General features: G+C 59.7%; 28 protein-coding genes. 23 read left to right on the forward strand and 5 right to left on the reverse strand.

Going from position 1 to position 22,397, the window contains the following annotated elements; translation table 11 throughout:
* The first annotated feature begins 98 nt into the window (after nt 1–98).
* Nucleotides 99–1,013, forward strand: a complete 915-nt coding sequence (locus ABWV89_RS15385; RefSeq protein ID WP_353398628.1) for an alpha/beta hydrolase family protein — start codon at nt 99–101, stop codon at nt 1,011–1,013.
* Nucleotides 1,014–1,043: 30 nt separating this feature from the next.
* Here ABWV89_RS15385 and lgt read toward each other — a convergent pair whose 3' ends face one another.
* A complete protein-coding gene (gene lgt, locus ABWV89_RS15390; protein ID WP_353398631.1) occupies nt 1,044–1,829 on the reverse strand; it encodes a prolipoprotein diacylglyceryl transferase in 786 nt (261 codons plus the stop codon).
* 241 nt (nt 1,830–2,070) lie between these two features.
* Here lgt and ABWV89_RS15395 point away from each other — a divergent pair, with 241 nt between their 5' ends.
* The 6 genes from ABWV89_RS15395 (at nt 2,071) to ABWV89_RS15420 (ending at nt 5,672) form a co-directional block, all read left to right on the forward strand.
* Nucleotides 2,071–2,448, forward strand: a complete 378-nt coding sequence (locus tag ABWV89_RS15395) for a hypothetical protein (protein ID WP_353398633.1) — start codon at nt 2,071–2,073, stop codon at nt 2,446–2,448.
* Nucleotides 2,449–2,485: 37 nt separating this feature from the next.
* Nucleotides 2,486–3,073 carry a histidine phosphatase family protein gene (locus ABWV89_RS15400; RefSeq protein ID WP_353398636.1) on the forward strand — a complete coding sequence of 196 codons (588 nt, stop codon included), beginning with the start codon at nt 2,486–2,488 and terminating at the stop codon, nt 3,071–3,073.
* Nucleotides 3,074–3,079: 6 nt separating this feature from the next.
* Complete coding sequence (locus tag ABWV89_RS15405; protein ID WP_353398639.1) at nt 3,080–3,493, forward strand: hypothetical protein; 414 nt, start codon at nt 3,080–3,082, stop codon at nt 3,491–3,493.
* A 100-nt stretch (nt 3,494–3,593) separates the two neighbouring features.
* Complete coding sequence (locus ABWV89_RS15410; protein WP_353398642.1) at nt 3,594–4,598, forward strand: alpha/beta hydrolase; 1,005 nt, start codon at nt 3,594–3,596, stop codon at nt 4,596–4,598.
* A 3-nt stretch (nt 4,599–4,601) separates the two neighbouring features.
* Complete coding sequence (locus ABWV89_RS15415; RefSeq protein ID WP_353398645.1) at nt 4,602–5,081, forward strand: hypothetical protein; 480 nt, start codon at nt 4,602–4,604, stop codon at nt 5,079–5,081.
* 54 nt (nt 5,082–5,135) lie between these two features.
* Complete coding sequence (locus ABWV89_RS15420; RefSeq protein WP_353398647.1) at nt 5,136–5,672, forward strand: hypothetical protein; 537 nt, start codon at nt 5,136–5,138, stop codon at nt 5,670–5,672.
* Between the two features lie 81 nt (nt 5,673–5,753).
* Here ABWV89_RS15420 and ABWV89_RS15425 read toward each other — a convergent pair whose 3' ends face one another.
* Nucleotides 5,754–6,194, reverse strand: a complete 441-nt coding sequence (locus ABWV89_RS15425) for a methyltransferase family protein (RefSeq protein ID WP_353398650.1) — start codon at nt 6,192–6,194, stop codon at nt 5,754–5,756.
* 14 nt (nt 6,195–6,208) lie between these two features.
* Between ABWV89_RS15425 and ABWV89_RS15430 the strand changes: the two genes are divergently transcribed.
* The 11 genes from ABWV89_RS15430 to ABWV89_RS15480 all read left to right on the forward strand — a co-directional run bounded on the left by ABWV89_RS15430 (nt 6,209) and on the right by ABWV89_RS15480 (nt 14,218).
* Entirely contained in the window at nt 6,209–6,979 is a 771-nt protein-coding gene (locus ABWV89_RS15430) for a TetR/AcrR family transcriptional regulator (protein WP_353398653.1), read from the forward strand.
* 311 nt (nt 6,980–7,290) lie between these two features.
* Nucleotides 7,291–8,154 carry a hypothetical protein gene (locus ABWV89_RS15435; RefSeq protein WP_353398656.1) on the forward strand — a complete coding sequence of 288 codons (864 nt, stop codon included), beginning with the start codon at nt 7,291–7,293 and terminating at the stop codon, nt 8,152–8,154.
* 5 nt (nt 8,155–8,159) lie between these two features.
* Entirely contained in the window at nt 8,160–8,687 is a 528-nt protein-coding gene (locus tag ABWV89_RS15440; RefSeq protein ID WP_353398658.1) for a cysteine hydrolase family protein, read from the forward strand.
* Nucleotides 8,688–8,827: 140 nt separating this feature from the next.
* Nucleotides 8,828–10,741, forward strand: a complete 1,914-nt coding sequence (locus tag ABWV89_RS15445) for an FAD-dependent monooxygenase (protein WP_353398661.1) — start codon at nt 8,828–8,830, stop codon at nt 10,739–10,741.
* 125 nt (nt 10,742–10,866) lie between these two features.
* On the forward strand, nt 10,867–11,277 hold the full coding sequence (locus tag ABWV89_RS15450; protein ID WP_353398664.1) for a MarR family winged helix-turn-helix transcriptional regulator: 411 nt from the start codon (nt 10,867–10,869) through the stop codon (nt 11,275–11,277).
* 2 nt (nt 11,278–11,279) lie between these two features.
* Complete coding sequence (locus ABWV89_RS15455) at nt 11,280–11,648, forward strand: DUF7079 family protein (RefSeq protein ID WP_353398667.1); 369 nt, start codon at nt 11,280–11,282, stop codon at nt 11,646–11,648.
* 60 nt (nt 11,649–11,708) lie between these two features.
* Nucleotides 11,709–12,131, forward strand: a complete 423-nt coding sequence (locus tag ABWV89_RS15460; protein ID WP_353398669.1) for a hypothetical protein — start codon at nt 11,709–11,711, stop codon at nt 12,129–12,131.
* Nucleotides 12,128–12,502 (forward strand): VOC family protein, encoded by a 375-nt coding sequence (locus tag ABWV89_RS15465; RefSeq protein ID WP_353398672.1) that lies wholly within the window; start codon nt 12,128–12,130, stop codon nt 12,500–12,502. Before ABWV89_RS15460 ends, ABWV89_RS15465 begins: the two co-directional genes overlap by 4 nt.
* An 80-nt stretch (nt 12,503–12,582) precedes the next feature.
* On the forward strand, nt 12,583–13,104 hold the full coding sequence (locus tag ABWV89_RS15470; RefSeq protein WP_353398675.1) for a GlcG/HbpS family heme-binding protein: 522 nt from the start codon (nt 12,583–12,585) through the stop codon (nt 13,102–13,104).
* Nucleotides 13,101–13,673 (forward strand): hypothetical protein, encoded by a 573-nt coding sequence (locus ABWV89_RS15475; protein WP_353398678.1) that lies wholly within the window; start codon nt 13,101–13,103, stop codon nt 13,671–13,673. The genes ABWV89_RS15470 and ABWV89_RS15475 overlap by 4 nt, the downstream gene beginning before the upstream one ends.
* A gap of 74 nt (nt 13,674–13,747) precedes the next feature.
* On the forward strand, nt 13,748–14,218 hold the full coding sequence (locus tag ABWV89_RS15480) for a GyrI-like domain-containing protein (RefSeq protein WP_353398680.1): 471 nt from the start codon (nt 13,748–13,750) through the stop codon (nt 14,216–14,218).
* Between the two features lie 45 nt (nt 14,219–14,263).
* On the opposite strand, the gene ABWV89_RS15485 is transcribed toward ABWV89_RS15480, so the two are convergent.
* Nucleotides 14,264–15,640 (reverse strand): sensor histidine kinase, encoded by a 1,377-nt coding sequence (locus tag ABWV89_RS15485; RefSeq protein WP_353398682.1) that lies wholly within the window; start codon nt 15,638–15,640, stop codon nt 14,264–14,266.
* A gap of 16 nt (nt 15,641–15,656) precedes the next feature.
* Entirely contained in the window at nt 15,657–16,316 is a 660-nt protein-coding gene (locus ABWV89_RS15490; protein WP_353398685.1) for a response regulator, read from the reverse strand.
* Nucleotides 16,317–16,445: 129 nt separating this feature from the next.
* On the opposite strand from ABWV89_RS15490, the gene ABWV89_RS15495 reads away from it, so the two are divergent.
* Nucleotides 16,446–17,672: a serine hydrolase domain-containing protein gene (locus ABWV89_RS15495; protein WP_353398687.1), complete on the forward strand. Its 1,227-nt coding sequence runs from the start codon at nt 16,446–16,448 to the stop codon at nt 17,670–17,672.
* A gap of 219 nt (nt 17,673–17,891) precedes the next feature.
* On the opposite strand, the gene ABWV89_RS15500 is transcribed toward ABWV89_RS15495, so the two are convergent.
* Nucleotides 17,892–18,401, reverse strand: a complete 510-nt coding sequence (locus tag ABWV89_RS15500) for a BLUF domain-containing protein (protein WP_353398689.1) — start codon at nt 18,399–18,401, stop codon at nt 17,892–17,894.
* Between the two features lie 340 nt (nt 18,402–18,741).
* Between ABWV89_RS15500 and ABWV89_RS15505 the strand changes: the two genes are divergently transcribed.
* The 4 genes from ABWV89_RS15505 (at nt 18,742) to ABWV89_RS15520 (ending at nt 22,093) form a co-directional block, all read left to right on the forward strand.
* A complete protein-coding gene (locus ABWV89_RS15505) occupies nt 18,742–20,361 on the forward strand; it encodes an FAD-dependent oxidoreductase (RefSeq protein WP_502903240.1) in 1,620 nt (539 codons plus the stop codon).
* Nucleotides 20,362–20,385: 24 nt separating this feature from the next.
* Nucleotides 20,386–20,610: a DUF2783 domain-containing protein gene (locus ABWV89_RS15510; protein WP_353398693.1), complete on the forward strand. Its 225-nt coding sequence runs from the start codon at nt 20,386–20,388 to the stop codon at nt 20,608–20,610.
* Nucleotides 20,611–20,640: 30 nt separating this feature from the next.
* Nucleotides 20,641–21,180 (forward strand): VOC family protein, encoded by a 540-nt coding sequence (locus tag ABWV89_RS15515; RefSeq protein WP_353398696.1) that lies wholly within the window; start codon nt 20,641–20,643, stop codon nt 21,178–21,180.
* A gap of 166 nt (nt 21,181–21,346) precedes the next feature.
* A complete protein-coding gene (locus tag ABWV89_RS15520) occupies nt 21,347–22,093 on the forward strand; it encodes a hypothetical protein (protein WP_353398702.1) in 747 nt (248 codons plus the stop codon).
* Nucleotides 22,094–22,397: the final 304 nt, after the last annotated feature.

Raw genomic sequence — 22,397 nt, forward strand, 5'->3', positions numbered from 1 at the left:
TTGTCGGCTGGGCGACAAGCGGTGGGCTTGCAGCACTTGGATTTGGACGCTTGGCGGGGCAAACTGGAGCGATTCTTCATCAAGTGGAGGTCAACACCATGACGGTTCACGACGATTCAATGGCCAATGCCACACCTGCGGGCGAAGAGGGTGTGCCGGTCGAGCCCAACTTGCAAACGGTCATGGCTGGCAACGGCTGCACCGTGCAGGCCACCATCTTTCGTCCACATGGCGAGCCCAAGGCCGCAGCATTGATCGCCCCCGCCATGGGGGTGAATCAGCGCTTCTATGCCCCGTTGGCCCAATGGTTGGCTGCTCAGGGTTTCCTGGTGGCGAGTTTCGATTACTCGGGCACCGGCCGGTCTGTCAACGGTGACATACGAAACCTCAAAGTGGACATCGTGGACTGGGCGCGCTATGACTGCGATGCCATGCTCACGGCTGTGTCGGCAATGGCGCCGGGCAAGCCGCTGTTCTGGCTGGGCCACAGCCTCGGCGGGCAGATTCTGGGCTTTTTGCCCAACCGCGACCGCATCACCAAGGCGGTGACCATTGCAACGGGCAGTGGCTATTGGCTGGAGAACGCGCCTGCCTTGAAGTGGAAGGCTTGGTGGCTTTGGTATTTCGTCGCGCCGCTGGCCACCCGCCTGGCCGGCTACTTCCCGGGCAAGCGTCTGCGCAAGGTGGGCGATTTGCCGCGGGGTGTCATGGACCAATGGCGTCGCTGGTGTCTGAACCCCGAGTACGCAGTCGGTGCCGAAGGGCCAGGCGTGCGAGCGCAGTTTGCCGCCGTGACCACACCGATCACCTCGCTGTCGTTCGAAGACGACGAAATGATGTCGGCGCGCAATACGGCGTCGCTGCATGGCTTTTATTTGGGTGCGCCGCGATCCATGAAGCGGATATCTCCACAGGAATCAGGCGTGCGACGCATTGGTCACTTCGGGTTTTTCAGGGCGGGGTCTGAGGCTTCGCTGTGGGAGCGGTATTTGTTGCCTGAGCTGATGGTTTGAACCTGTTCGACGGTCCAAGGTCGGTGCAGCTCAGGCAGCTTTTGCTTGTCTGACCGCCCAGATCATCCAGACCACGCCAATGGCCATGAACGGCAGGCTGAGCATTTGCCCGGTGGAGAAAGGCAAGTCAGTGGTGTAGTCGGCCTGGCGCGTCTTGAAGTACTCCAGCACAAAACGCGCGCTAAAGAGGCCGCAAAGAAACACGGGCGGCAGCAGACGGGTAGCGAGTGTGGACGACGCCTTCCTGTAGATGAGAAGGAGCAAGCCGAACAGGGCCAGGTAGGCGAGCGATTCGTACAGCTGGACGGGGTGGCGCGGGATGTTGTCGACCCGCGCAAAGACCACGGCCCACGGCACTTGTGCGGGCAAGCCCAGGATCTCCGAATTGAAGAAGTTGCCCAACCGCACACAGGCGGCGGTCAGTGCGCCCGGAATGGCCACGCGAGCCAGCAACCATGGCAGCGGCAATTCATAACGGCGTGAGACGTAGACCAGCGCCAGCACCGTGCCCACCAGACCGCCATGGCTGGCCAGACCGCCTTGCCAGATGTAGAGAACCTCCAGAGGGTGGGCAAGATAGTAGGCTGGCGAATACAGAAAGCAGTGGGCCAGGCGCGCACCCACCAGCGCGCCGATCAGAACCAGTACCAGCAAGGGCTCCACCCCCGCCGTGCTCTTGCCTTCTCTGGAGAATATCCAGCGGAGAATGACGCCGCCCACCGGAAACGAGCCAATGAAAAGCAGGCCATACCAGCGCAGCTGCAAGCTGCCTACCTCAAGGAGGACGGGGTTGGCGTTCCAGACGAAATGCTCCATCGGCGACTTCTCTTCGATCCTGTATTGCGACGCGGTCTATGATGGCCTACGTGAGTGACTGATACAAGACCGAAACAAGGGATGGAATGATGATGCGAAGCAATGTTCGCCGGTGGGAGCGATGGTGTGATTGGGGTGTCGCCTGGCTGCATATGTGTGCATGTGCCAAGGCAGCCTCGCAGCCACATTCAAACCCACGGCGACTGTCCGGTGGAGTGGTTGAGGCCAATGAGGCCGACCAATGATCGACCTTCTGCGGATTTTCAGGTTTGGGGCGGGGTACCGGTGGATCAACGTCGTGGCGTCGGACCGTTTGCACGTCGAACTGAAGCACATGTTTCGAACCACGGTGTGCAGCAAAGCCCGGGATGCCGTAGAACAGAACGGACGGCTGGTGGATGCGTTGAGCAATGCATGTAAAGTGGAGATTGACAATGTCGAGCGTCGCAAAGGGCCTGATCACTGGCAGGTGAGCTTGCGCTTCCATTCGGGAAAGCAGTGCATTGTGGGACGGACGACCGACGAACTGGAGGCCTCTACAGTGGCGGCCAAACTCGGCACTGTGGCAGGCAAGCGTGTGGAAATGGATGGCGCGTTGCGTCGTTGGCGAAGCGTTTGACCTTTTCCATTTTCTTTGAACGCCAAGCCTGGATTCGATGCGCATCACTCTCATACGCCACGGCAAACCCACCTTCGAGCTCAAAGGCAACATGCGCGCGGGTGATCTGGGCCAGATCGCGCGGTCATATGACGCGTCTGGCATATCGGATACACCAGGCCTTGATGCCCTGGAGGCCGTGAAAGGCCATGAGCGCGTGGTTTGCAGCGCCTTGTTGCGATCGCAGGAATCGGCCAGCGCGTTGGGGTTCTCAGAAGTCCACCTCAGCGATGCGATGTTCAATGAGGTGGCTGTGCCCCATTTCAACGGGGGTTCGCTGCGCTTGCCCGTGCGTGTTTGGGTGGTAGTTCTGCGGGTGATGTGGCTGATGGGCTTCGCGCAGAACGGCGAATCTGTGAGTGCGGCCAAGCGCAGGGCCAAGCTGGCCGCCTCGGAGCTGGTCGGGCTTGCGCAGAGCCATGGCAGCGTGTTGCTGGTGGGGCATGGCTTCATCAACTTGCTGATTGCCAAGGAATTGCAGCGGGTGGGCTGGGATGGGCCGCCCAGGCCCATTAGCGAATACTGGGGGACAGGTGTCTATGAGCGACCTGTAGCTCCACTTGAATCTGTTAACAAAGGGAATTAGAGCCACATGCTTTCTCCGTTTCGTTCGTGGCGGCTGGCCGCCTTTTCCCTGGTGCTCGGGCTGAGTCTTTTGACCAGCGACGACAGTCTGGCTGCGGAAGTGCCAATGCTGGATCAGGTTTCGGGCCTACCGGAGCCAGTGAAGTTGCAGCTGACAAAACTGTCCAGCACGATCATTCCTGTGGAGAGTCGGTCTTGTGAAGAAGATGCCGGCCCGACAGTGGCCAGTGTGATGAAGTCGATGGAGTCGTTTGACGCCGTGCCATGGTCATATGGGTGCACTGGCGCCGAATGCTGGTTGGTGGCGTCCAGTTGCAAGCCCGGCCAGAAGGCGGAATGCGGGCAGCGCTTTCTTCGGTTTCGCGTAGAGGCTTCCGGTCATGTTGATCCTGGCAGCTTTCAGTGTGTGGATGTGCCGTGAACTGAAACCTTGCCGAATCTGAGCACGCCGAAAAGAGCACGCAAAACCCAACAACGCCAAATTCAATCACCCGTCTATGACACCCAGGGATGCCTTGAAAATGCTGTCACGTCGATGGATCGGATACCTCGCCGCCTGCCTTGGCGTCTGCTTGTTGCAAGCCTGCACCACGCTGGATCGCGCGGCGAAACTGTATGGTGGAAGCGGGTTGACGCACAGTTCTTTTGCGTATCCCGATGGCGCATCCAGCGTGTACTACGACTTCACAGTAGGGAGCTCAGTGGAGGAGCCTGCTACCTGGCTGATGTTCTACGGCGGATCGGGTTGCCCCAGCTGGAAGGCGGTGATGCCTGGCTATGTGGATGGGCTGGGCGTGAACGCGCGGGTGCTGGTGCTGAACAAGCGCCATGTGGGTGATACATCTACCGGCATGTTCGGTTGTGGAGATGCCTTCCATGCTGCAAACAACCCACAGCAATGGGTGGCAGACTACACGGCCTTCATCGATGCGCAACTGGCAGCAGCACCGAGCCGGCCCAAGCGGCTCGTCCTGGTGGGCGTATCGGAAGGCGCGTTGCCGGCAGTGCAGATTGCGGCCAGACATGCTGCCGTGACCCACCTGGTCATCATTGGCGACGGTGCCTTCACCATGCGCCAATCCTTGTCAATTCTGAAGGAGCGAGGGGCGTTTCCCTTTGACCCTTCGCAGGCATGGCGTGAGATTCAAACCGACCCTTCAAGTCTTGAGCAAACCTGGATGGGCAACCCCTACCGCTGGTGGACAGACGTGATGGACCTGGACCCGCTGCCGGACATGCTGGCGCTGAAGGTTCCTGTGCTGGTGGGCATGGGCGAGGCCGACCAAAGTGTGCCGGTGGAGTCGGTTCGTCATTGGCAGGCCACGTATGCCGCTGCGGGGAAAACGAATTTGCAGGTGCGTGTGTACAAGGGTGCTGATCACCGGCTGAATGCAAAGGGAGCAAACTGCAGAAGTGATTTCCTCGCAGCGGTGGGCCAATGGTTGAATGGAGATGGTGGCGCTCATGCCGCCACGCCAGACAAGGGTCAGGCATGCGCCCTTGTTGAATCCAAGAATGAGCTTTGAGACATGACGACAAGCTTGCGGGACGATCTGTCCATGAACTCGCTGGTGATCGATCATCAGGATGGTCTTTGCGTCTACGCCATTGAACGGGTGCAGTTGCAAGTGGGCGATGGCGTGTTGGACTTGGAAGTCTTTGCAGAAGAGAACACCGAATGCGCTCTTGGGTTTTTGCCGGCGCCGATCCTGTACATAGAAGGCTTCGCCGTCCCTCACGCCAGCCTTGACTCACTGGAGGAGGTAGAACTGGCCCAATCGCAGGGCAGTGATGCGGAGATCGCGCTCCGAGAGAACCGGACAGGTAGCGTGATGCGCATCTACATGGGTGGGCACTATTTCCTGGACAACAACCGGGTGCGAATTCAGCGCACTTCACCGGGGTCATTCAGCATCGAATGGACGGCAGACGCCGAAGACTTCAACTACTACGACGAACGCGCATTGCGCAATTCCGTCAGGCTCCGGTGCGAGTGCGAAGTCAACTGATCAGTCTGACGTGCAGTGGAGTGGAGTGGGACATCACGGATTCTTGGAGAACACATGAGACGGTTTGAAGGGTTGGGACGGCTGGGGATTGGTCCACTGATGTGGATGGTCATCGCCTCGGCGCATGCATGGGAAGTCCACAGAGGTTCGCTGCCCGGTGACGCCTATACGCTGAGCAGCCGCGGATCACCTGCGGCCGACCTCAATGGTGTGTTGGCTTCAGAGAAAGGGCGCCTGCAAGGCATTTTTTTGGGGCGGTTGGTCGACGAAGGCTTGAATGCAGACGCCAGCGCGATGCAGTCAGACATCCTGAACCACCTGCGAGAGAAACACCCACGCTTGCTCGAAGGTGCATTGCGCTCGGCGGGCAACCTGCACAACCCCAAGGTGGTGGCGCTGCGGCCAGCGTTTGAGGAAGCCGTGCTGCATTCTGCATACGTTGCAGAGATCAACGAAGCCTTGAAGCGAGCCGGCTACCGTGTCACGGGCGTTGAATCTGAGAAGTTCTTTCTTCTCAAGGGCGAAACCGAGGGGGTTCGGTTTGATGCATTGCTGTGGATCGAGGTCGAGCGTGTTCAGTCCCCCGATTAAGGCTTGTGTTTCCAATATTCCCGCGGGGGTTGCAAAACATCTGGGAAACGTTGTGCGGACTGGCGCCAGGACAAGGGCTAGCTATAGCCAGCGCCGGGTTCTGTTCTTGTAATCGAGGAAACGCTGGCCGAATTTTTGCATCATCCGCAGTTCCTCGTGGCGTATGTACCAGCGGTCACAACAAATGAGAAATGCCAGAACAACGGGAATGCCAACCCACGAGGACTGCCATAGCGCGATACCAGCGAGCATGAGGGTGAAACCAAGATACATGGGGTTTCGGCTGATGGCGAAGACACCAGTCGTGAGCATGACACCCGGCTCATCGAAGGTGTAGATGTTGGTTTTTGCCTTTGAGAATTGGACTCGTGCGGTGATCAGCAGAAGTGCACCGATAGCCATGAGTGGCCACCCCAGGTGCTGGAAAGGCTCGGGCAACCTGGGTTCCGGCAGAATGGTTTCCAAGGCGACATTGGTCGCGGCAAGTATCACGAACAGCAACGGCGGGAGCAGCTTTTGCATGGACAAGAGACCTCATGAGTGAGAGCAATAGACGCAAGAAGGAAATGAGTGCAGAAAGCGTATCGCTGCGCTCGATCTCTGCCAACTCGCCGGCTCCTGCGACGGCGACGGGGCCCCGTTTGCCGCGGCGTGTGCCATCTCAGGCGCGATCTGTGGCGCTGGTGGACGCCATTCTTGAGGCGTCAACTCGCGTTTTCGATTTGCGAGGATTTGATGGCGCGACGACCAACGAGATGGCCGATGTGGCTGGGGTGAGCGTTGGCAGTCTTTACCAGTACTTTCCCGACAAGCTGGCGATCCTCACGGCTTTGCATGAGCAACATGTTCGGCAAACCATGTCGTCAGTGGCCGCGGTCATGGAGGAAGCGCTCGCGTCCAAGCCTGTCTTGCCGCTGCGTGAGGTGCTCAGGAAGGCGGTACGAAGCAGCCTGGACTTGCATACAGAAAGGCTCTCGCTGCAGCGTGTTTTGCATCAGCAATATCCCCATCTGGCCTATCCGGTGGGTGAAAGCGCTGCGAAGCACGAACTGCTGCAATTGGTGACGGAATGGCTTCAGCGCCATGCGTCCAACACCGCCGATACGTCGGAGCTCGACGTTGATTGGCTGACAATGGCGGAAACCCTCTTGACCATGGCTGAGAGCTTGGTTCATTCGGCAGTGCTGGGCAGGATGGGAGAGCAGGAGGGTTCTTTTCTGAGGGCAGAAGAGAACATTGTGAGTGCTTTGGCCGGCTACCTCAGCGATCAGGGCTGGGGCTCGTTCCAAAACGGGGTGCACCCATGAGCCGATGAGAAAGCTGGAGGGCCGTCAGGTGCTGTTGGGGTATGCAAGAAGGGAAAAGAGTGAGAGATGTTTGGGGCTTACTGCGTGGATTGATGCTTGGGGTTTGTGTCCTGTCGTTGGCCGGGTGTGTGTTCTTTCCGGACAAAGCCAGTTCTTTGACTGTCTCGGGTGTCGTGGTCGACAAGGAGACTGGCGTACCCGTCGCAGACGCTCAAGTCACGGCCTGGAGTCGCCGCAGCTATCTCCTTCTGCCTGGCATGGCCCCGCTTCGTTCTGGGTACACGCGAACAAATGAAGCGGGAGAGTTTCAGTTGACAGTGCAGGACCATCCGGCGATAGACCTCCACGTCGACGGCGCTGATCGAAAAAGGTCTGTGGCCTATGTGGCGGCAGAAGACCTGGAGAACATCCGGATTACCTTGCCTAACGAGCTCGGCAGGGTCAACGACTGGCCGCGCGGAGACGAAATGAAGCCAGCAGGATGTACGCCTCGGTTTCCGAGAGCGCCATCTGCTCAGGCCAAGGAACCATCTTCAGCGACTGGCGAACGCAAGGCAGAGGGGCTCACCATTACGCCGCAAGGCCGGTGCACACAATCGTCTACACATCAAGGCATTGAAGTCAAATGTCGTGACGTCATCTATCGAAAGCAGGAGAACGCCGTGAACCAATGGACGACAGATTTACCGCCCGTTTTGAAAGCCTTGCACCAACTGGACTTCTCTGTGTTCGAGTCCATCGACTATGAACCTCTGGATCGTTTCCATTCGCCACAAGAAAACCTCTCCTGGTTCCAGGCCTGGACGGGCAACAACGAAGTGGATGGTGCGCAGTTCAGAGTCTTTGCCGAGGACGGTACCGGTGGATACACCGCGTTCTGGCTGGCCCGACCGGGCGCGCCGATGGATGAGCAGCCTATCGTCTTCCTCGGTTCGGAGGGTGAGCGCGGCGTGGTGGCGCGCAACCTGGACGAATACCTCTGGTTGCTGGCAGGGGGTGTCGGGCCGCTTGAGGCGGTGGAGTATGGAGGCGATGGTGGACGGCGCAACCCACAGTTGGCAGCATTCGCCAAAGCTCAGGCCCGTGCAGCGGACATGTCAGCTGATGATGTGCTGCGAAAGGCGAAAGCCGCCTACCCCAATTTCTCCACATACATCGACGGCTTGTGCCGCTAAGACGCATGACTTTTGCTTTGCTCATCATCGATGTTCAAAAGGCGATTTGTATTGGCGCTGACGCTGCACATGATGTGGAGAGCGTGATTCAACGGCTGAACAACGTGGCCTCAGTCGCCCGCCAAAGGCAGTGGCCCGTGGTGTTCATTCAGCATGAGGAGCCGGAAGGAGCGTTCGCAGTGGAAAGCGAGGGGTGGCAGCTCGATGACAGGCTCGCCGTCACCCCTGGCGACATACGAGTTCGCAAGACGGCATGTGACGCCTTCCTCAGAACGGAACTGCAGGCTGTGCTGAAGCTCAATGGCGTGGAGCGTCTGGTCATTGGTGGCCTGCAGTCTGAGTTCTGTGTGGACTCAACGGTGCGCGCTGCGCTTGCCGGAGGTTACCCAGTCACCCTGGTGGCGGACGGTCATTCCACCATGGACAACGGCGTGATGACAGCCAGCCAGATCGTCGCGCACCACAACCGAACGCTCTCCAATATCAGTAGCTTCGGACCTAGCGTTACGCTAGCGAAAGCTGCCGACATTTGAGACCAGGGGGTGCCCGATTGATTCTTTGCTTGCACGTCGGATAAATGGTATTGACACATATCGTATGTACACATACGATTGGTCATCTGCCGACGGATGATGTGCGTCCGGGGCTGGCAACCCACCCAAGGAGACAACCCATGCAGTTCTACAAAGACGGCTTTCGTGGCGGCAACCCGGACATCAAGCAAGCGGCGCCCAACCGGCGCAACCGGGGCATCAATGAGCCGCTGCCGGAAAAGGTGGATGTGCTGATCTCCGGCACCGGCCCGGCGGGTCTTTGTCTGGCGGCGCAGCTCTCGCAGTTCCCCGAGATCGAAACCATGATCGTCGAGCGCATGCCGTCCAACATCATCAAGGGCAAAGCAGACGGCATCAACACGCGCACGATGGAAATGTTCCAGGCCTTTGGCTTTGCGGACAAAGTCAAGCGCGAGACCTACTGGGTCAACCAGACGAACTTCTGGATGCCCGACCCAGCCTATCCGGCGAACATCAAACGCGTCGGCCGGGTGCAGGACGTGGCCGATGACAGCTCCGAGATGCCGCACATTCTCATCAACCAGGCGCGGCTGCACGAGCTGTTTCTGGAGGTGATGCAGAACTCGCCCTCCCGGCTCGCGCCGGACTACGGCTGGGAAGTCGTGGATGTGAAGGTAGACGCTGATGCCACCGAATACCCGGTCACGGTGACGCTCAAGGATTCAAGCGGCATCAACTGGTGGGCGACGCGCACGGTGCGCGCGAACTATGTGGTGGGCTGCGATGGCGCGCACTCGGCAGTGCGCAAGTCCATTGGCGGTGTGCTGCACGGCGACGCGGCGCACCAGGCCTGGGGCGTGATGGACATCCTGGCCAATACCGATTTTCCGGATGTGCGCCAGAAATGTCTGATCTCTTCCGCCAGCGAAGGCAACGTGCTGATCCTGCCGCGCGAAGGTGGCTACGTGTTCCGCATGTATGTGGAGCTGGACAAGCTCAAGGAAGGCGAGAAGGCGGCCAGCAAGAAGTTCACCCAGGATGACATGATCGCGGCGGCCAACCGGATCATTCACCCCTATGCCCTGGACGTGAAGGAAGTGGTGTGGTGGTCCATTTATGACATTGGTCACAGCATCACCGACAAGTTCGATGACGTGCCCGAAGGTTCCAAGCGGAACCCGCGGGTGTTCACGGCTGGCGACGCTTGCCACACCCATTCGCCCAAAGCCGGCCAGGGCATGAACGTGTCCATGCAGGACACCTTCAACCTGGGCTGGAAGCTGGTGCATGTGCTCACCGGCCGTGCAGATGCCAGCCTGCTGCGCAGCTACTCCAGGGAGCGACAGACGGAAGCCAAGCGCCTGGTGGAGACGGACCATGAATGGGCACGCATCATGTCGGCACCGACCACGGAAGCCGAGCGCAACGGTACCGAGGAACCGCGCATCATTCGCCAGTTCAAGGCCAACCTGGAGTTCACCGGTGGAACCGCGGTGAAGTACGACCCATCCACCCTGTTTGCAGATGGCAAGCACCAGGCCTTGGCCAAGGGCGAGGAAATCGGGCGCCGCTTCCATTCGGCGCCGGTGGTGCGTTTGTCGGACGCCAAGCAGATGCAATTGGGCCATGCGGCTGAGGCCGATGCTCGCTGGCGGCTGTACCTCTTTGCCGGCAAGAGCGATACGGGTAAGCCAGGCACGACCATGCATGAGCTGGCCAACTGGCTGGAGACTGCTTCGGACTCCCCCGTGACCCGGCACACCAGGCCAGGCGAAGACGTGGATGCCATCATCGACGTGCGAGCAGTCTTCCAGGCCACCTTTGATCAGCTGGCGTACGAAACCATGCCGCCGTTGTTCAAGCCCAGGACGGGAAAGCTGGGTTTGCAGGACCATGAGAAGATCTTCTGCGTGGACCACAAAGGCGTCGGGGACATCTACGAGATGCGCGGCATCCACCGCGAGCACGGCTGCATGATCATTGTCCGGCCCGATCAGTATGTGGCCAATGTGCTGCCACTGGATGCAAGAAGTGACCTGACCAGCTACTTCGCTGGTGTGCTGCGCCAATAGCCTTTGGCCGGCGGGGCGGCCATTAGAATGGCGTAGCAAATGCAGGTGCTGGTGGCGCCTGCGTGCCATTTACCATCCACAGCCACAGCCAAACCCCAGCCACGCAAGCCATGGACAGGTTAGAAATGGCCGGACATCTGATCCGGCGTTTGCAGCAACAGTCGACACAGGTCTACCAGTCGGTGACGCAGGCCGCGGGGTTCGACCTGACCTCGGTACAGTTTGCCGCGCTGGATGCGATTGCCGAACATCCTGAGATTGACCAGGCCACGCTGGCAGCCACCATCTTCTTTGATCGTGCCACCATCGGCGGTGTGATCGACCGGCTGGAAGCCAAAGGCCTTGTTCAGCGGGCCACCAGTCCCACCGATCGACGTGCAAAGTTGCTGAGCCTGACGCCAGACGGTGAGAGCTTGCTCCAGCACATACGGCCGGTGGTGGAGGCCTTGCAGGCAGACATCCTCTCACCCTTGAGCGACAAGGAACAGTCCACTTTTCTGAAACTGGCGACCAAGGCGCTGACGGCCGGGAGCTGAAGGTGAGCCCGCTTTCATTGGAAGAACTGGCTCGTCGGCGCCCCGTGTGGCTGGCCATGTCGGACATGTTTCTGGACACCGACACCGAAAGCAGCAGGCAGGGGCGGGCCGATGCTCTGGAAAAGTCCGGGTACTCGATGGCCGAGCTTGATGGCATTCTGATCGACGAAGTGAGCCCTGTGTGTGGCGTCAACCTGTTCAGCGCCACAGGTGTGTGGGCAGGTTTCGACGCCGAGTGGCTTGAGCAGACCATCTTGCGCAAACGGCAGTCTTCCTTTCGGTGGCTCAGGCGACTGCTTTCCAGACAAATGGGCAAGCTCGTGGCAGATGAATGGGAAGCCACCAAACAGCTGATGGGCAAGCCCCGGTAGCCCCGTGGCTGGTCACCAGTAGCCGGTATGACAAGGCGCCACGTTTCTGGAGCGTTGAATTTGACATCTTCTATTGCCTGGAACGGCTGGCGATGGCTGCAGGTGTCCGTCTTGTCACTGGCTGTGCTGGTGCTGGCGGCCTGCACAAGACCGGTTGATCCCGAGCGCATGGCCTATGTGGGCCACTGGCTTGGCCCATCCATTTTCCTTGGCATTTCGGCTGACGGCTACGTGAACTATGTGCGAAAGCAGGGCGCCACCACCACGAAGATCAACGCCCCACTGGTTGAGTTTGTTGGCAATGACTTCGTGGTTGGCGTGGGGCCGTTTACCACCACCTTTGTGGTGACGGAGCCGCCGCACGAGGTTGGTACCGAATGGCGGATGACGGTTGATGGCGAAGTCCTGATCAGGCAAAGTGTGCCGCTGATACAGACAACAGACGCAAACGGCAGGAAAGAGGAAGGAGGAAAGGCGAGATGACGGTTCATCATCACGAGAAACTTGACTATGTCGAGTTTCCGGCCAGAGATTTGCCCGCCACCAAGGGCTTCTTCGAGAAGGTGTTTGGTTGGACATTCACTGACTATGGGCCAGCCTACACCGCATTTGCCGGGCAGGGTCTGGATGGCGGCTTCTACCAGGCCGAAATGGCCTCCAGTCCAGCCGCGGGTGCTGCATTGCTGGTTTTCTACAGCGATCGTCTGGAAGAAACGCTGGCCAAGGTGGAGGCTGGCGGTGGCGTGATCGTGAAGCCGATCTTTGCCTTCCCGGGCGGGCGCCGCTTTCACTTCACGGAGCCCAGTGGCAACGAATTTGCCGTCTGGTCGACGCCGGAGGAACAGGCCGGCTGATTTCCGCAGATTTGCAAGTCCGGCAGACCCTGGCGTATGGTGTGGCAAGGCAGACGTTGCCGACAACAGCAGGAGGCAGGATGATGAACAATCAGTGTGATGGTAGGGCCTTGCAGCACTTGGCCCTGCTCGGTGCATGGAGCTGCCTGGGCGTGAGTGGCGCTCAAGCGGCCGAACCTTTCGTGATGCCGGATACGGTCACCATTGAAGCCTTGTCCCAGACGCTGGCGCAGAAAGCAGCCGGTGCCGCGGTGGATGAGTGCACGCGGCGGGGTTACAAGGTGGCTGCGGCCGTGGTAGGACGCGACGGGCTGCTGCTGGCATTTCTTCGCAATCCGCTGGCAGGACCGCACACCATCGAGGTGAGCCAGAGGAAGGCCTACGCAGCGTCGACGTTTCAGGTGCCGACATCCTCCATGGCATCACGGCCAGATTTGAGCTTTGCACCCGGTGTCATGCTCAGCGTCGGTGGAGTGCCGATGAATGTGGCGGGCAAGTCGTACGGGGGAATCGCCGTGTCGGGGGCTGACCCGGCGGTAGACGAGGAGTGTGCGCAGGCGGGCGTGGCAGCCATCGCTGAAACCCTGGAGTTTGGTCAATGAGCATTGGGGACATGCGGATGTCCTCCTGGTCGGGCCGAAGCGTTCTGATCTGGTTTCTGCTGGCCAATGCCGTTTACCTGGCCATGGTGCTCTACAGCATCCCGAAGGTGATGGCTTTTGCTCAGGGGTTGCCGCTGTTTGACCTGTCTCCGGCCGGTTACACGCACCAAGAAGCGGTGGCGTTGCTGGAGGCGCTGGGAGAGCAGGGTCGGGAAGCCTATGTCTTTCCTCAATTGCTGCTCGACGCGTTCTATCCGGCGCTGTTTGCCCTGAGTTACGGCTCGTTGATGCTGTGGGTGGCTGCCCGAGGCGGGCTGAAGCAGTTGGTGTGGCGGGTTCTGGGCTATGTGCCGTTTCTTGTGTGTGCTTTCGACTATGGTGAGAATCTCAGCGTATGGCACATGTTGACCGGCTTTCCCGACGTGTCGACCGGCCTGACATCAACAGCCAGTGGCATGACGGTCATCAAGAGTGCATTGGCGACGGTGTATTTTGTCGGTCTGCTGGCGATGCTGGTGCTGATTGGGTGGCGAAAGTTGAGCGGGCGGGGTGGGCGTCAGGCTGCGTAATGTCTGATGGCCATGGCGCAGACCATGACCACCCCTTGTTCCTTGTTTCCTGAGACGAAAGGTGGGTCCAAGACATGAAGTTGCCAGATCCTGATTTCATTGAAATGCCGTCCAGATCGCTGGTGGCACTGGCGCGCGAGTTCGATATGCAGACGCGCTCTTCCATTCCCAAGCTTTGGGAAGAGTTCTTCAAAGCGCAGTGGCGCCTGCCCGGTGAGGTCGAGGCCGCCAGCTATGGCGTCTCGTATGCGGTGGATCCGAGCGGGCGCTTTACCTATGCCGTGGGTTTGCATGTCGAGCCGACGCCGGCAGAACTGCCACCCGGGGCCTGTGAGGTGAGTCTGTCTGCCGGCTCCTACGCGGTTTTCCGGTGCCGGGGGGCTGCCTCAGATATTCCTGCGGTGTTCGACGCGATCTTTCATACCTGGCTGCCCGGCTCAGGCGAGAAGCAGCGCCAGGGTGCGGTGTTTGAGCGCTACCCTGACGAGGCCGAGGCGACACACGAAAACATGGCCTACGAAATCTGGGTGCCGATAGCGGCGTGAGGGCTGGCGTCAGGCACACGGCCCTTTTTTCGTGCCTCTTCGCTCTCAGCGAGTGGCCGGAACCTGGATGCGTACCTGAAGTCCCTTGCTTTGAGCAGGTGATGATGCCCTGGCCGGGGACACGGACATTTCGCCACGAAGGCGATCTACCGCCTTCTGAACGATGGACAAGCCCAGGCCAGCACCACTCACTGCCGGCCCTCTATCAGCCTGGAAGCCCCGGTGAAAGCGCTGCAGCGCCTTGGTACATTCTTCAGGCGTCATGCCGGGTCCGTCATCGCTGACACAAAGCCGAAGTACGTCGTGTTCCAGTTCAAACCTGACGGTGGCTGTGCTGCCTCGGCCAGCGTACTTGATGGCGTTTCCGAGCAGATTTTCGACAATGGGGCGCCAGCATGCTTCGTCAACCCGTGTGTGCGGCGAAAGTCTGTCGAGGTCCAGCACCAGATCCACGCCTGCTTGGTCGGCCAGCGGCGTCAAGTCGGCCAGCATTTGCTGAGCCAAAGGGGCAAGCAATGTGGCCGCATGAGGCGTGCGATCAACATCGATTCGAGCCAGCGCCAGCAATTGGTCCACAGCGTGTCCAGCCCGCTCGGTGCCAGCCAGTAGCGACTGCATCCGTTGCTCGCGTTCTTCACGGGTATCAGCCTGCGCAAGGGCGTGTGCCCGAGCATTGATCACTGCCAGAGGGGTTCGCAACTCGTGGGCTGCATCGGCAATAAAGTCTCGCTGTTCGTCGACTTGAGAGCGGGCCCGTTCCAGTAGCCGGTTGATGGTGTCGACGATGGGGTCGAGCTCCCTGTAGCGCAGATTGAGCGTCACCGCAGAGAGGTCATCTGTGCGCCTCTGCGCCACGTCCTTGGCCAATTGGTTGATCGGGCGAAAGCCACGCGCGACGGCCCAACCAGTCGGAATGAGCAGCAGGGGCAGGGCAACGGCCAGGGTGCTGGGAACGTCACCAGAGAGCCATTGCAGCAACTGTCCGTCTGAGATGATCGGCACGTACAGCGTGAGCGTCACATGGGGTGTCTTCAAAGTGGTGGCGCGCATGCTGGCCTCGCCACTAGGGGAAGACAGAACTCTGGACGAAGAGATGTCATGCAACACCAGCCCGCTCGCCCGTTGTGCATACAACTCGATCAAACTTGGGCTACCGCCTTCTCCGGATTGCCACTGCTGGTTGAGTTGGTTGATGCTGGTGCGCAGAACCAGCATGGCGTCGTCGTCGGGCAGGCCTTCGATGGCAGCTGCCATGTGTTCCAGCAATGGCGTCGCAGCATCCTCAGTATTCAAGTTGTGCTTGATCTGTATGAAGTCAAGTATGAGAACGATGAGCGCTGTGGCGATCAAGGCCAGAAAAATGGTCCAGAGCGATCGGCGCAGCAGTGACGGCGCTTGTGTGGTGGGGGTTACGAGAGGCATGGTCAGATAAGCGCAGTCAAGCCGGGGACCGGAACTGGTAGCCAACGCCACGCACGGTGCGAATGAGCCCGGTGCCGATCTTGCGCCGCAAGTTGGAAATATGAACTTCTATGGTGGCGTCCGAGGCCGGCTCGCCAAAAGGAGACAGTCTCTCGCCCAAGGATGATTTGGTGACAATCTGCTCTGGTCGACCCGCGAGGATGAGGAGAATCTGGAACTCGCGGTCTGACAAAGCCACATCTCTTCCATCCAGATGCACCTCTCGAGTCTTGGGCATGATGCTCAGACGTCCAAATCGCCATTCGGCGTTGGCCTGTCGCTGGTGCCGGCGATGAATGGCCCAGGCTCTGGCAATGAGCTCGGGCGTGGCGAATGGTTTGACCAGGAAGTCATCGGCACCCAGGTTCAAACCGAGAAGCCTGTCGGACAGTTCGGCGTTGGCCGTGATGATGAGGACAGGCGTGGTTTGCCGGTTGGCGCGCCATTCTTGCAGCAGTGCCAATCCGTCGCCATCAGGTAAACGAAGGTCGAGGATGACAAGGTCCATGTGCTCGATCGCATGCTGTCGAGCATCAGTGGCCGTCCGGATCCAGACCGTTTCAATGCCGTCTCTGGGTAAGGAACCCAACAAAGCCTGTCCAAGGTCGAGGTCGTCTTCAATCAACAAGGCGTTCATGTTCTGACTCTATCGTGAAGCTTGACGGGTTTCCCAAAGATTCACCAAAGGTCGCGGCTGGTTTCTTTGGCCAACCTTCAGGCAGGTTTCGAACAATGCCAATCATGTTCAAACCTGATGGAGATCGACATGAGCGACATGACTCGGCGAGTCTGGTGCCGGTGGTTGGGGGGCGTGGTCAGTGTGCCATTGCTCAGCGGCTTGAGTGTGACGGCTTGCGGCGGAAGCGATGCCGCCCTGGCCAGTGACGATGACTTGAGCCACGACGAGACCCTGCAGAAGGCACTACAGGCCGGAGCCGATGCCGGTGTGACGGCTGGTGCCGTGGGCTTTGTGCTGGGGATGACGGACTTGGACCACTTGCAGTGGGCTGTGGCGGGGCGCAAGAGGCTGGCGAAACCAACACCATTGGCGGCTCATGATCGCATGGCGCTGGGATCGTGTACCAAAGCCTTGACGGCTGCGGTGGCAGGTGAGCTGGTGGCTAGTGGCCGGTTGACGTGGCGCACACGGGTCGCCGATGTCCTGAGCCAAGCGGCCACCACCATGCACCCCATGCTCATGCAGTTGACGGTCGAACACCTTGTCAACCACACGGGTGGTTTGCCCTGGATTTCGGGCGACACGGATGGCAGCTTGCTGGAGGACTTTCAGGTTCAGGTGGTGTCCATGCACCCGCCGGGCATGTCAGTGAGTGAGTGCAGGCAAGTCGCTACCCGATGGCTGCTGCAAAGAGCGCCCGTGACTGGCCAGTTGCCAGGTCAATCCTTCAGCTACTCAAACGCCGGCTACATGGTGCTTGCAGCCATGATGGAAGCTGTGTCTGGCCGCTCATTTGAGCAACTGTTCGAAGACGTGGTAGTGAATCAGATGGGTTTGCATGGCCGCTTCCGGGTGGATGGTCAGGCTCTGGCAGACGAACCAGCGGGGCATGCGGGGGCGAAAGGCTACTTGCATCCAGTGGCCATGCCGGACAAAGATATCCTCCCCTGGTGGCAAGCTTGGTTCCATCCAGCGGGGGGATGGTCGACGCCCATGGCGTCCCAGTTGCGGTGGCTGCGAGCCCATGTCCTGCAGTTTCAGGGGGTGAACGCTGGCTTGCCGGAACCCTATTGGAAGCGAATCCGAAGCGCACCGGCAGAGGGCTATGAAATGGGCTGGCAGTGCATTCAGGGTCAGAAAGGGCGGGCCTTGACGCACACCGGTGCCACCGAGGGCGACACCTGTTTGACTCTGATTCCGCGGGACGGACGTGCTGCGCTGGCTGCTGCAACCAACACGCGGGCTCCGCAAGGCAGTGGGTGGGTTGACGACGCCTTTGCCGCAGCTCTTTCTGCTCTGAATGAACTGCCATAACTTGACGCAGTGCCGGGGCATCCAGCCCGATTGGCGGGGGGCGGACTTCTCCAGCATCTGCACTCCCTTGAGGAGTTATCCTGCATCGATCTGTGACTGGCTTTGGTGGCAAATGCCACGGAGCCCCTGGGAAGCGGGCGTAGGCCGAGAGCGCGCTGGAACAGGTCGCCGCCTTCTAGCCGGTAGAGCCCCGCCACCGCCTTCGGCCCAAGCTAGAGTTCAGGGTGCCTTGTTCAGTACGGCGTCATGCCACTGAGTCTGCTGCTCTGACAAGGTGATGAGGTCGGCAAAGTCGCCCCAGAACCGGGCGAGCATGCCCAGTACCTGGAAATCGCTGTCGGAGTGAGCGACGCGAGACAGGCGTCGGGCCACCTCCATGGCAAAGCTGGTCGGAGCGTCAGGCCGGTGAAACAGGCGCTCGGTGGCCAGTGTCCAGCCGTCAAAGAGGCGGCGGCCCACAGGCTCATCGAGAAGGTCAGTGACATCACGATGCCGTGTGTCGGCCTTGAGGTTCTTCTGGAGCTGTCCTATGGCTGATGCAGGCCCTTCTACCAGCTGAAGAAAATGCCCTTCAAGATGCACCAGAATGCCCGTGATGCTGCGCCGGCCGTTTTCACGCTGGCTGCTCATGGCCAGCGCTGCAAGATCGTCAGGGGAGAACGGACTGACTGCATGGCTCATGTACATGTAGCGGCGTTGCACGGGGACTTCTTGTTCTGATGTTGGCATTCGGGCTTTTCTCTCAGGCGGGACCGACGATCCCACTATAGGAGGTTTTTCGGGCTCTTGTGCAAGACCCTGCCGTGAGCAGTGTCCGGACGCAAGGGTGGCGGCATGTGTTCTGGTACCTGCTCTTCGCTTTCGATGGTAGAGCGAAGGGCCGAAAAATGCCTTGCAACAACCCTGCCATCCGAATACGCGAATTTCGATTAGTGCAACAGGTTTACTAATAAGGAATTTTCGGCTACAGTGCATTCCTCAGATAAAGCCTTGTGAGAAAGTAGCAGGAGACATTGCTGTGGGGACCTATACCTATCCTCGATTCAAGTACCGTGGACCCGCTGATCTGATGGTGGATGCGCCGCAACGCAGGCCGCTGGTGATCATCGGAGCGGGTCCGGTAGGCCTCGCGGCGGCCATTGATGCCCGCTTGCGTGGGCTGGACGTTCTGCTGTTTGACGAAGAGGACAGTGTGTCCTTTGGATCGCGGGCGGTCTGCTATGCCAAACGCGCCCTTGAGATTCTGGACAGGCTGGGGGTGGGTGAACCCATCCGTGCCAAGGGTGTGAGCTGGAACGTGGGCCGGACCTTTGTGAAAGAGGAAGAGGTCTATCACTTCAACCTGGTTCCGGAGCCCGGCCACCAGTGGCCAGGCATGATCAACCTGCAGCAATATCACCTGGAAGAGGCGCTGGTGCATCGAGCCATCGATGTGGGGGCCGACATCCGCTGGAATCACCGGGTGACCCATGTTGAACCTGCTGCCGATGGCGCAAGGGTGAGCGTGACCACGCCGGATGGTGACTTCGACATCGACGCCGACTGGGTCATCGTTGCCGATGGCGCTCGCAGCCCGATTCGGCGCCAGCTCGGACTGGACATCGAGGGGCATGTCTTCAAAGACCGGTTTCTGATCGCAGATGTGATCATGAAAGCGGACTTTCCGGCAGAACGCTGGTTCTGGTTTGATCCGCCATTTCACCCGCGCCAGTCGGTGCTGCTGCACAAGCAAAGTGACAACGTCTGGCGAATTGATTTTCAGCTTGGCTGGGAAGCCGACCCGGAAGAAGAGAAGAAGCCCGAGAACATCATTCCACGGGTGCAGGCCATGCTGGGCAAGGACCGGCCTTTCGAGCTGGAGTGGGCCAGCATCTATACCTTCCAATGCCGGCGCATGAAGAACTTCCGTCATGGCCGTCTCCTTTTTGCGGGCGATGCGGCCCACCAGGTCTCTCCCTTCGGTGCGCGCGGCGCCAACTCCGGTATCCAGGATACGGACGACCTGATCTGGAAGCTGGCGTTGGTGATGAAGGGTGAGGCTCCCGACGCACTGCTGGACACGTACGACGTTGATCGTGCCTACGCGGCGGATGAGAACATTCGCAATTCGACACGGTCCACGGACTTCATCACACCCAAGAGCGAGGTCAGTCGCCTGTTTCGCAATGCGGCGCTGCAGCTGGCCAGGACGCAGCCTTTTGCCCGCAAGCTGGTCAACTCCGGTCGCCTGAGCGTGCCAGCGTTTCTGGTGGGCTCTGCCCTGAACACATCAGACCAGGATGGCTTCCATGGGGACATGGTGCCAGGAGCCGCGATCGCGGATGCCCCCATCCGGCGCGATGGCCAGGACAGCTGGCTGCTCGGCCAGCTGGGGCAAGGCTTCACATTGCTCGCTTATGAATTGACCGAAGCCGAGGCGACGGGCCTGCGCCAAAGCCTGGCCGCCATGACACCGGGCGTTGAACTGCTGACAGTGGGTGCCGGGGAGCACAACGATATCGCCGATGTGCAGGGCATGGTCAAGCTGAGGCTGGATGCCCAGGAACGGACGTGCTATCTCGTGCGCCCTGACCAGATTGTGGCGGCTCGCTGGCGAACCCCGGATCTGGGGGGTGTGGAGAAGGCACTGGCACAGGCCGTCGGGAAAAACCTCTCGGCGGTTGCTTCTGCCGAAATGACCACTGCCTGAGCCGTGGGGAAAGCAGACCAAGATATGTCACTGAAGACCGAACCCAATCTGGCCGAGCCTGGCGTGCGCTACTTCCGCGACTACACGCCCGGCGACGATTTCTATGAAGCACTGATCGATGCCCATCGCGACCTGTCCGACGAGCAAAGCCAGATGCTCAACGCCAAGCTGATTCTGGTGCTGGCCAACCAGGTCGGCGACATTGCCGTCCTGCGCGAAGCACTGGCGGTGGCGCGCGAAGGCGTGTGACCTGAACCCCTCGACTACGGAGTACGCATCATGAAGATTCGCAAGATTCACCACGTGGCTTATCGTTGCAAAGACGCCAAGGAAACCGTGGAGTGGTATCAGAAGCACCTCGGTATGGACTTTGTTCTGGCCATCGCAGAGGACCAGGTGCCGTCCACACATGCCCCCGACCCTTACATGCACATCTTCATGGACGCCGGGGCAGGCAACGTGCTGGCGTTTTTCGAACTGCCGAACTCACCCGAAATGGGTCGCGACCAGAACACCCCTGACTGGGTCCAGCACCTGGCCATGGAAGTCGAAACTGTCGCAGAGCTGGAAGCGACCAAGTCTCGGCTGGAGGCTGCGGGCATCCCGGTGGTGGGCGTGACGGACCACACCATCTTCAAGTCGATCTACTTCTTTGACCCCAACGGGCACCGCCTCGAGCTGTCGGCCAATACCGGCACGCCCGAGATGATGAAGAAGCTCGACGAAGTGAAATGGGACATGCTGGAGGAGTGGTCGAAGACCAAACGGGCGCCCAAGCATGCGGCATGGATGCACGAAAAAGCATTCACTGAACAGTAAGTACGACGTGCGGTTCCACTCGTGAGGTGAAAAATGGAACTTTAAAGTCTTAATGTTCGGATTAACGGCAAAAAAAGGCCTTAATTCGTCGGCTCACCTGCCGAAAAACAGTGGACCACCAGGCTTGTCTTCGTCTGGGAGGGTTGTTTTTCAGTAGAGGTGTGCCATGTTGAGCATTCCAAGTTCCAATTATTCGTTGCCGGCATCGCCGGCCAGCAGTTCTGTTTCTCCTACGCCGCCAGTGGTGCCAGTTTCGGGCGTTCAGTCCGGGGCCGACAATCCTCAGGCGGGTATGGGCTATGGCCAGGAAGGTCATGGTGCGCAGCGCCCTGATCGCAGCGCTCAGGGCAGCGATGGCCGTGCAGGGACAGAGAAACAGCAGGAGGCCTCAGCGGCGCCTCTCTTGCCGCGCCAGAACCCCGAACAGAAAGATGGTCAGGATTCGGCTGCTGCTGCCCAGGAAGTGTCTGCTGACGAAGAGCGCGAACGCGTGGCTCAGGAGCAAAAAGACGCCGTGGAGCGATCGCAGGCACTGCGCGAACAGCTGCGGGAAGTGCTCTCCAGCGTATGGCAGGCCAGTGCAGCCGTGGTAGAGCGCGCGCTCAAGGTCGAGGATTTGCCCGCGGCGGATGCGGCAAACGATGCGACTGCCGCTGCAGCAGCCAGCCCGGACCCTGTGGTTGTCGCCGCAGGGGCTGCAGCACCAGTCGAGCCAGCGCCGCTGTTGAACGACAGTTCGGCAGAGATGCCGCAGTTCGAATCCGTGTCATCGGAATCGGAGGCTGTTGCGGCGCTTCAGGCCGCAGGCGCCATGGCTGCCCCTGATCTCGGACCGGTCCAGGCATACGATGCCAAAGGGCAGGGCAGTCGCCAGCAGCCAACCTCGGGCTACCTGGTCGACCAGCGCGCCTGATCGAGATCGATCCGCACATCGCGTTTCAGGGCGAACGAACGCGTGTGCAATGGCGCTTTGTGCGCCCTGGAGTGGCGCGCTGTGCGTAACCCTCTGATGTCCTCCGCCCATTCCCATTCCCATTCCCACTTCCACTCATTTTTATCCACTTCCGAATCCGCTTTCGCCGATGCGATCTGGAGCAGTTTCACGCGTCGACACCAGGCTTGTGCTTGCGGTCGGGCTTGTGCACCGGTTTGGGGAGGTCAGGAGAGATGCACTTGCAGTGATGCAGTGACGCAGTGACGCAGTGATCCGTCGTTCC

The organism is Hydrogenophaga sp. 5NK40-0174, assembly GCF_040372165.1.
Lineage (GTDB): Bacteria > Pseudomonadota > Gammaproteobacteria > Burkholderiales > Burkholderiaceae_C > Hydrogenophaga.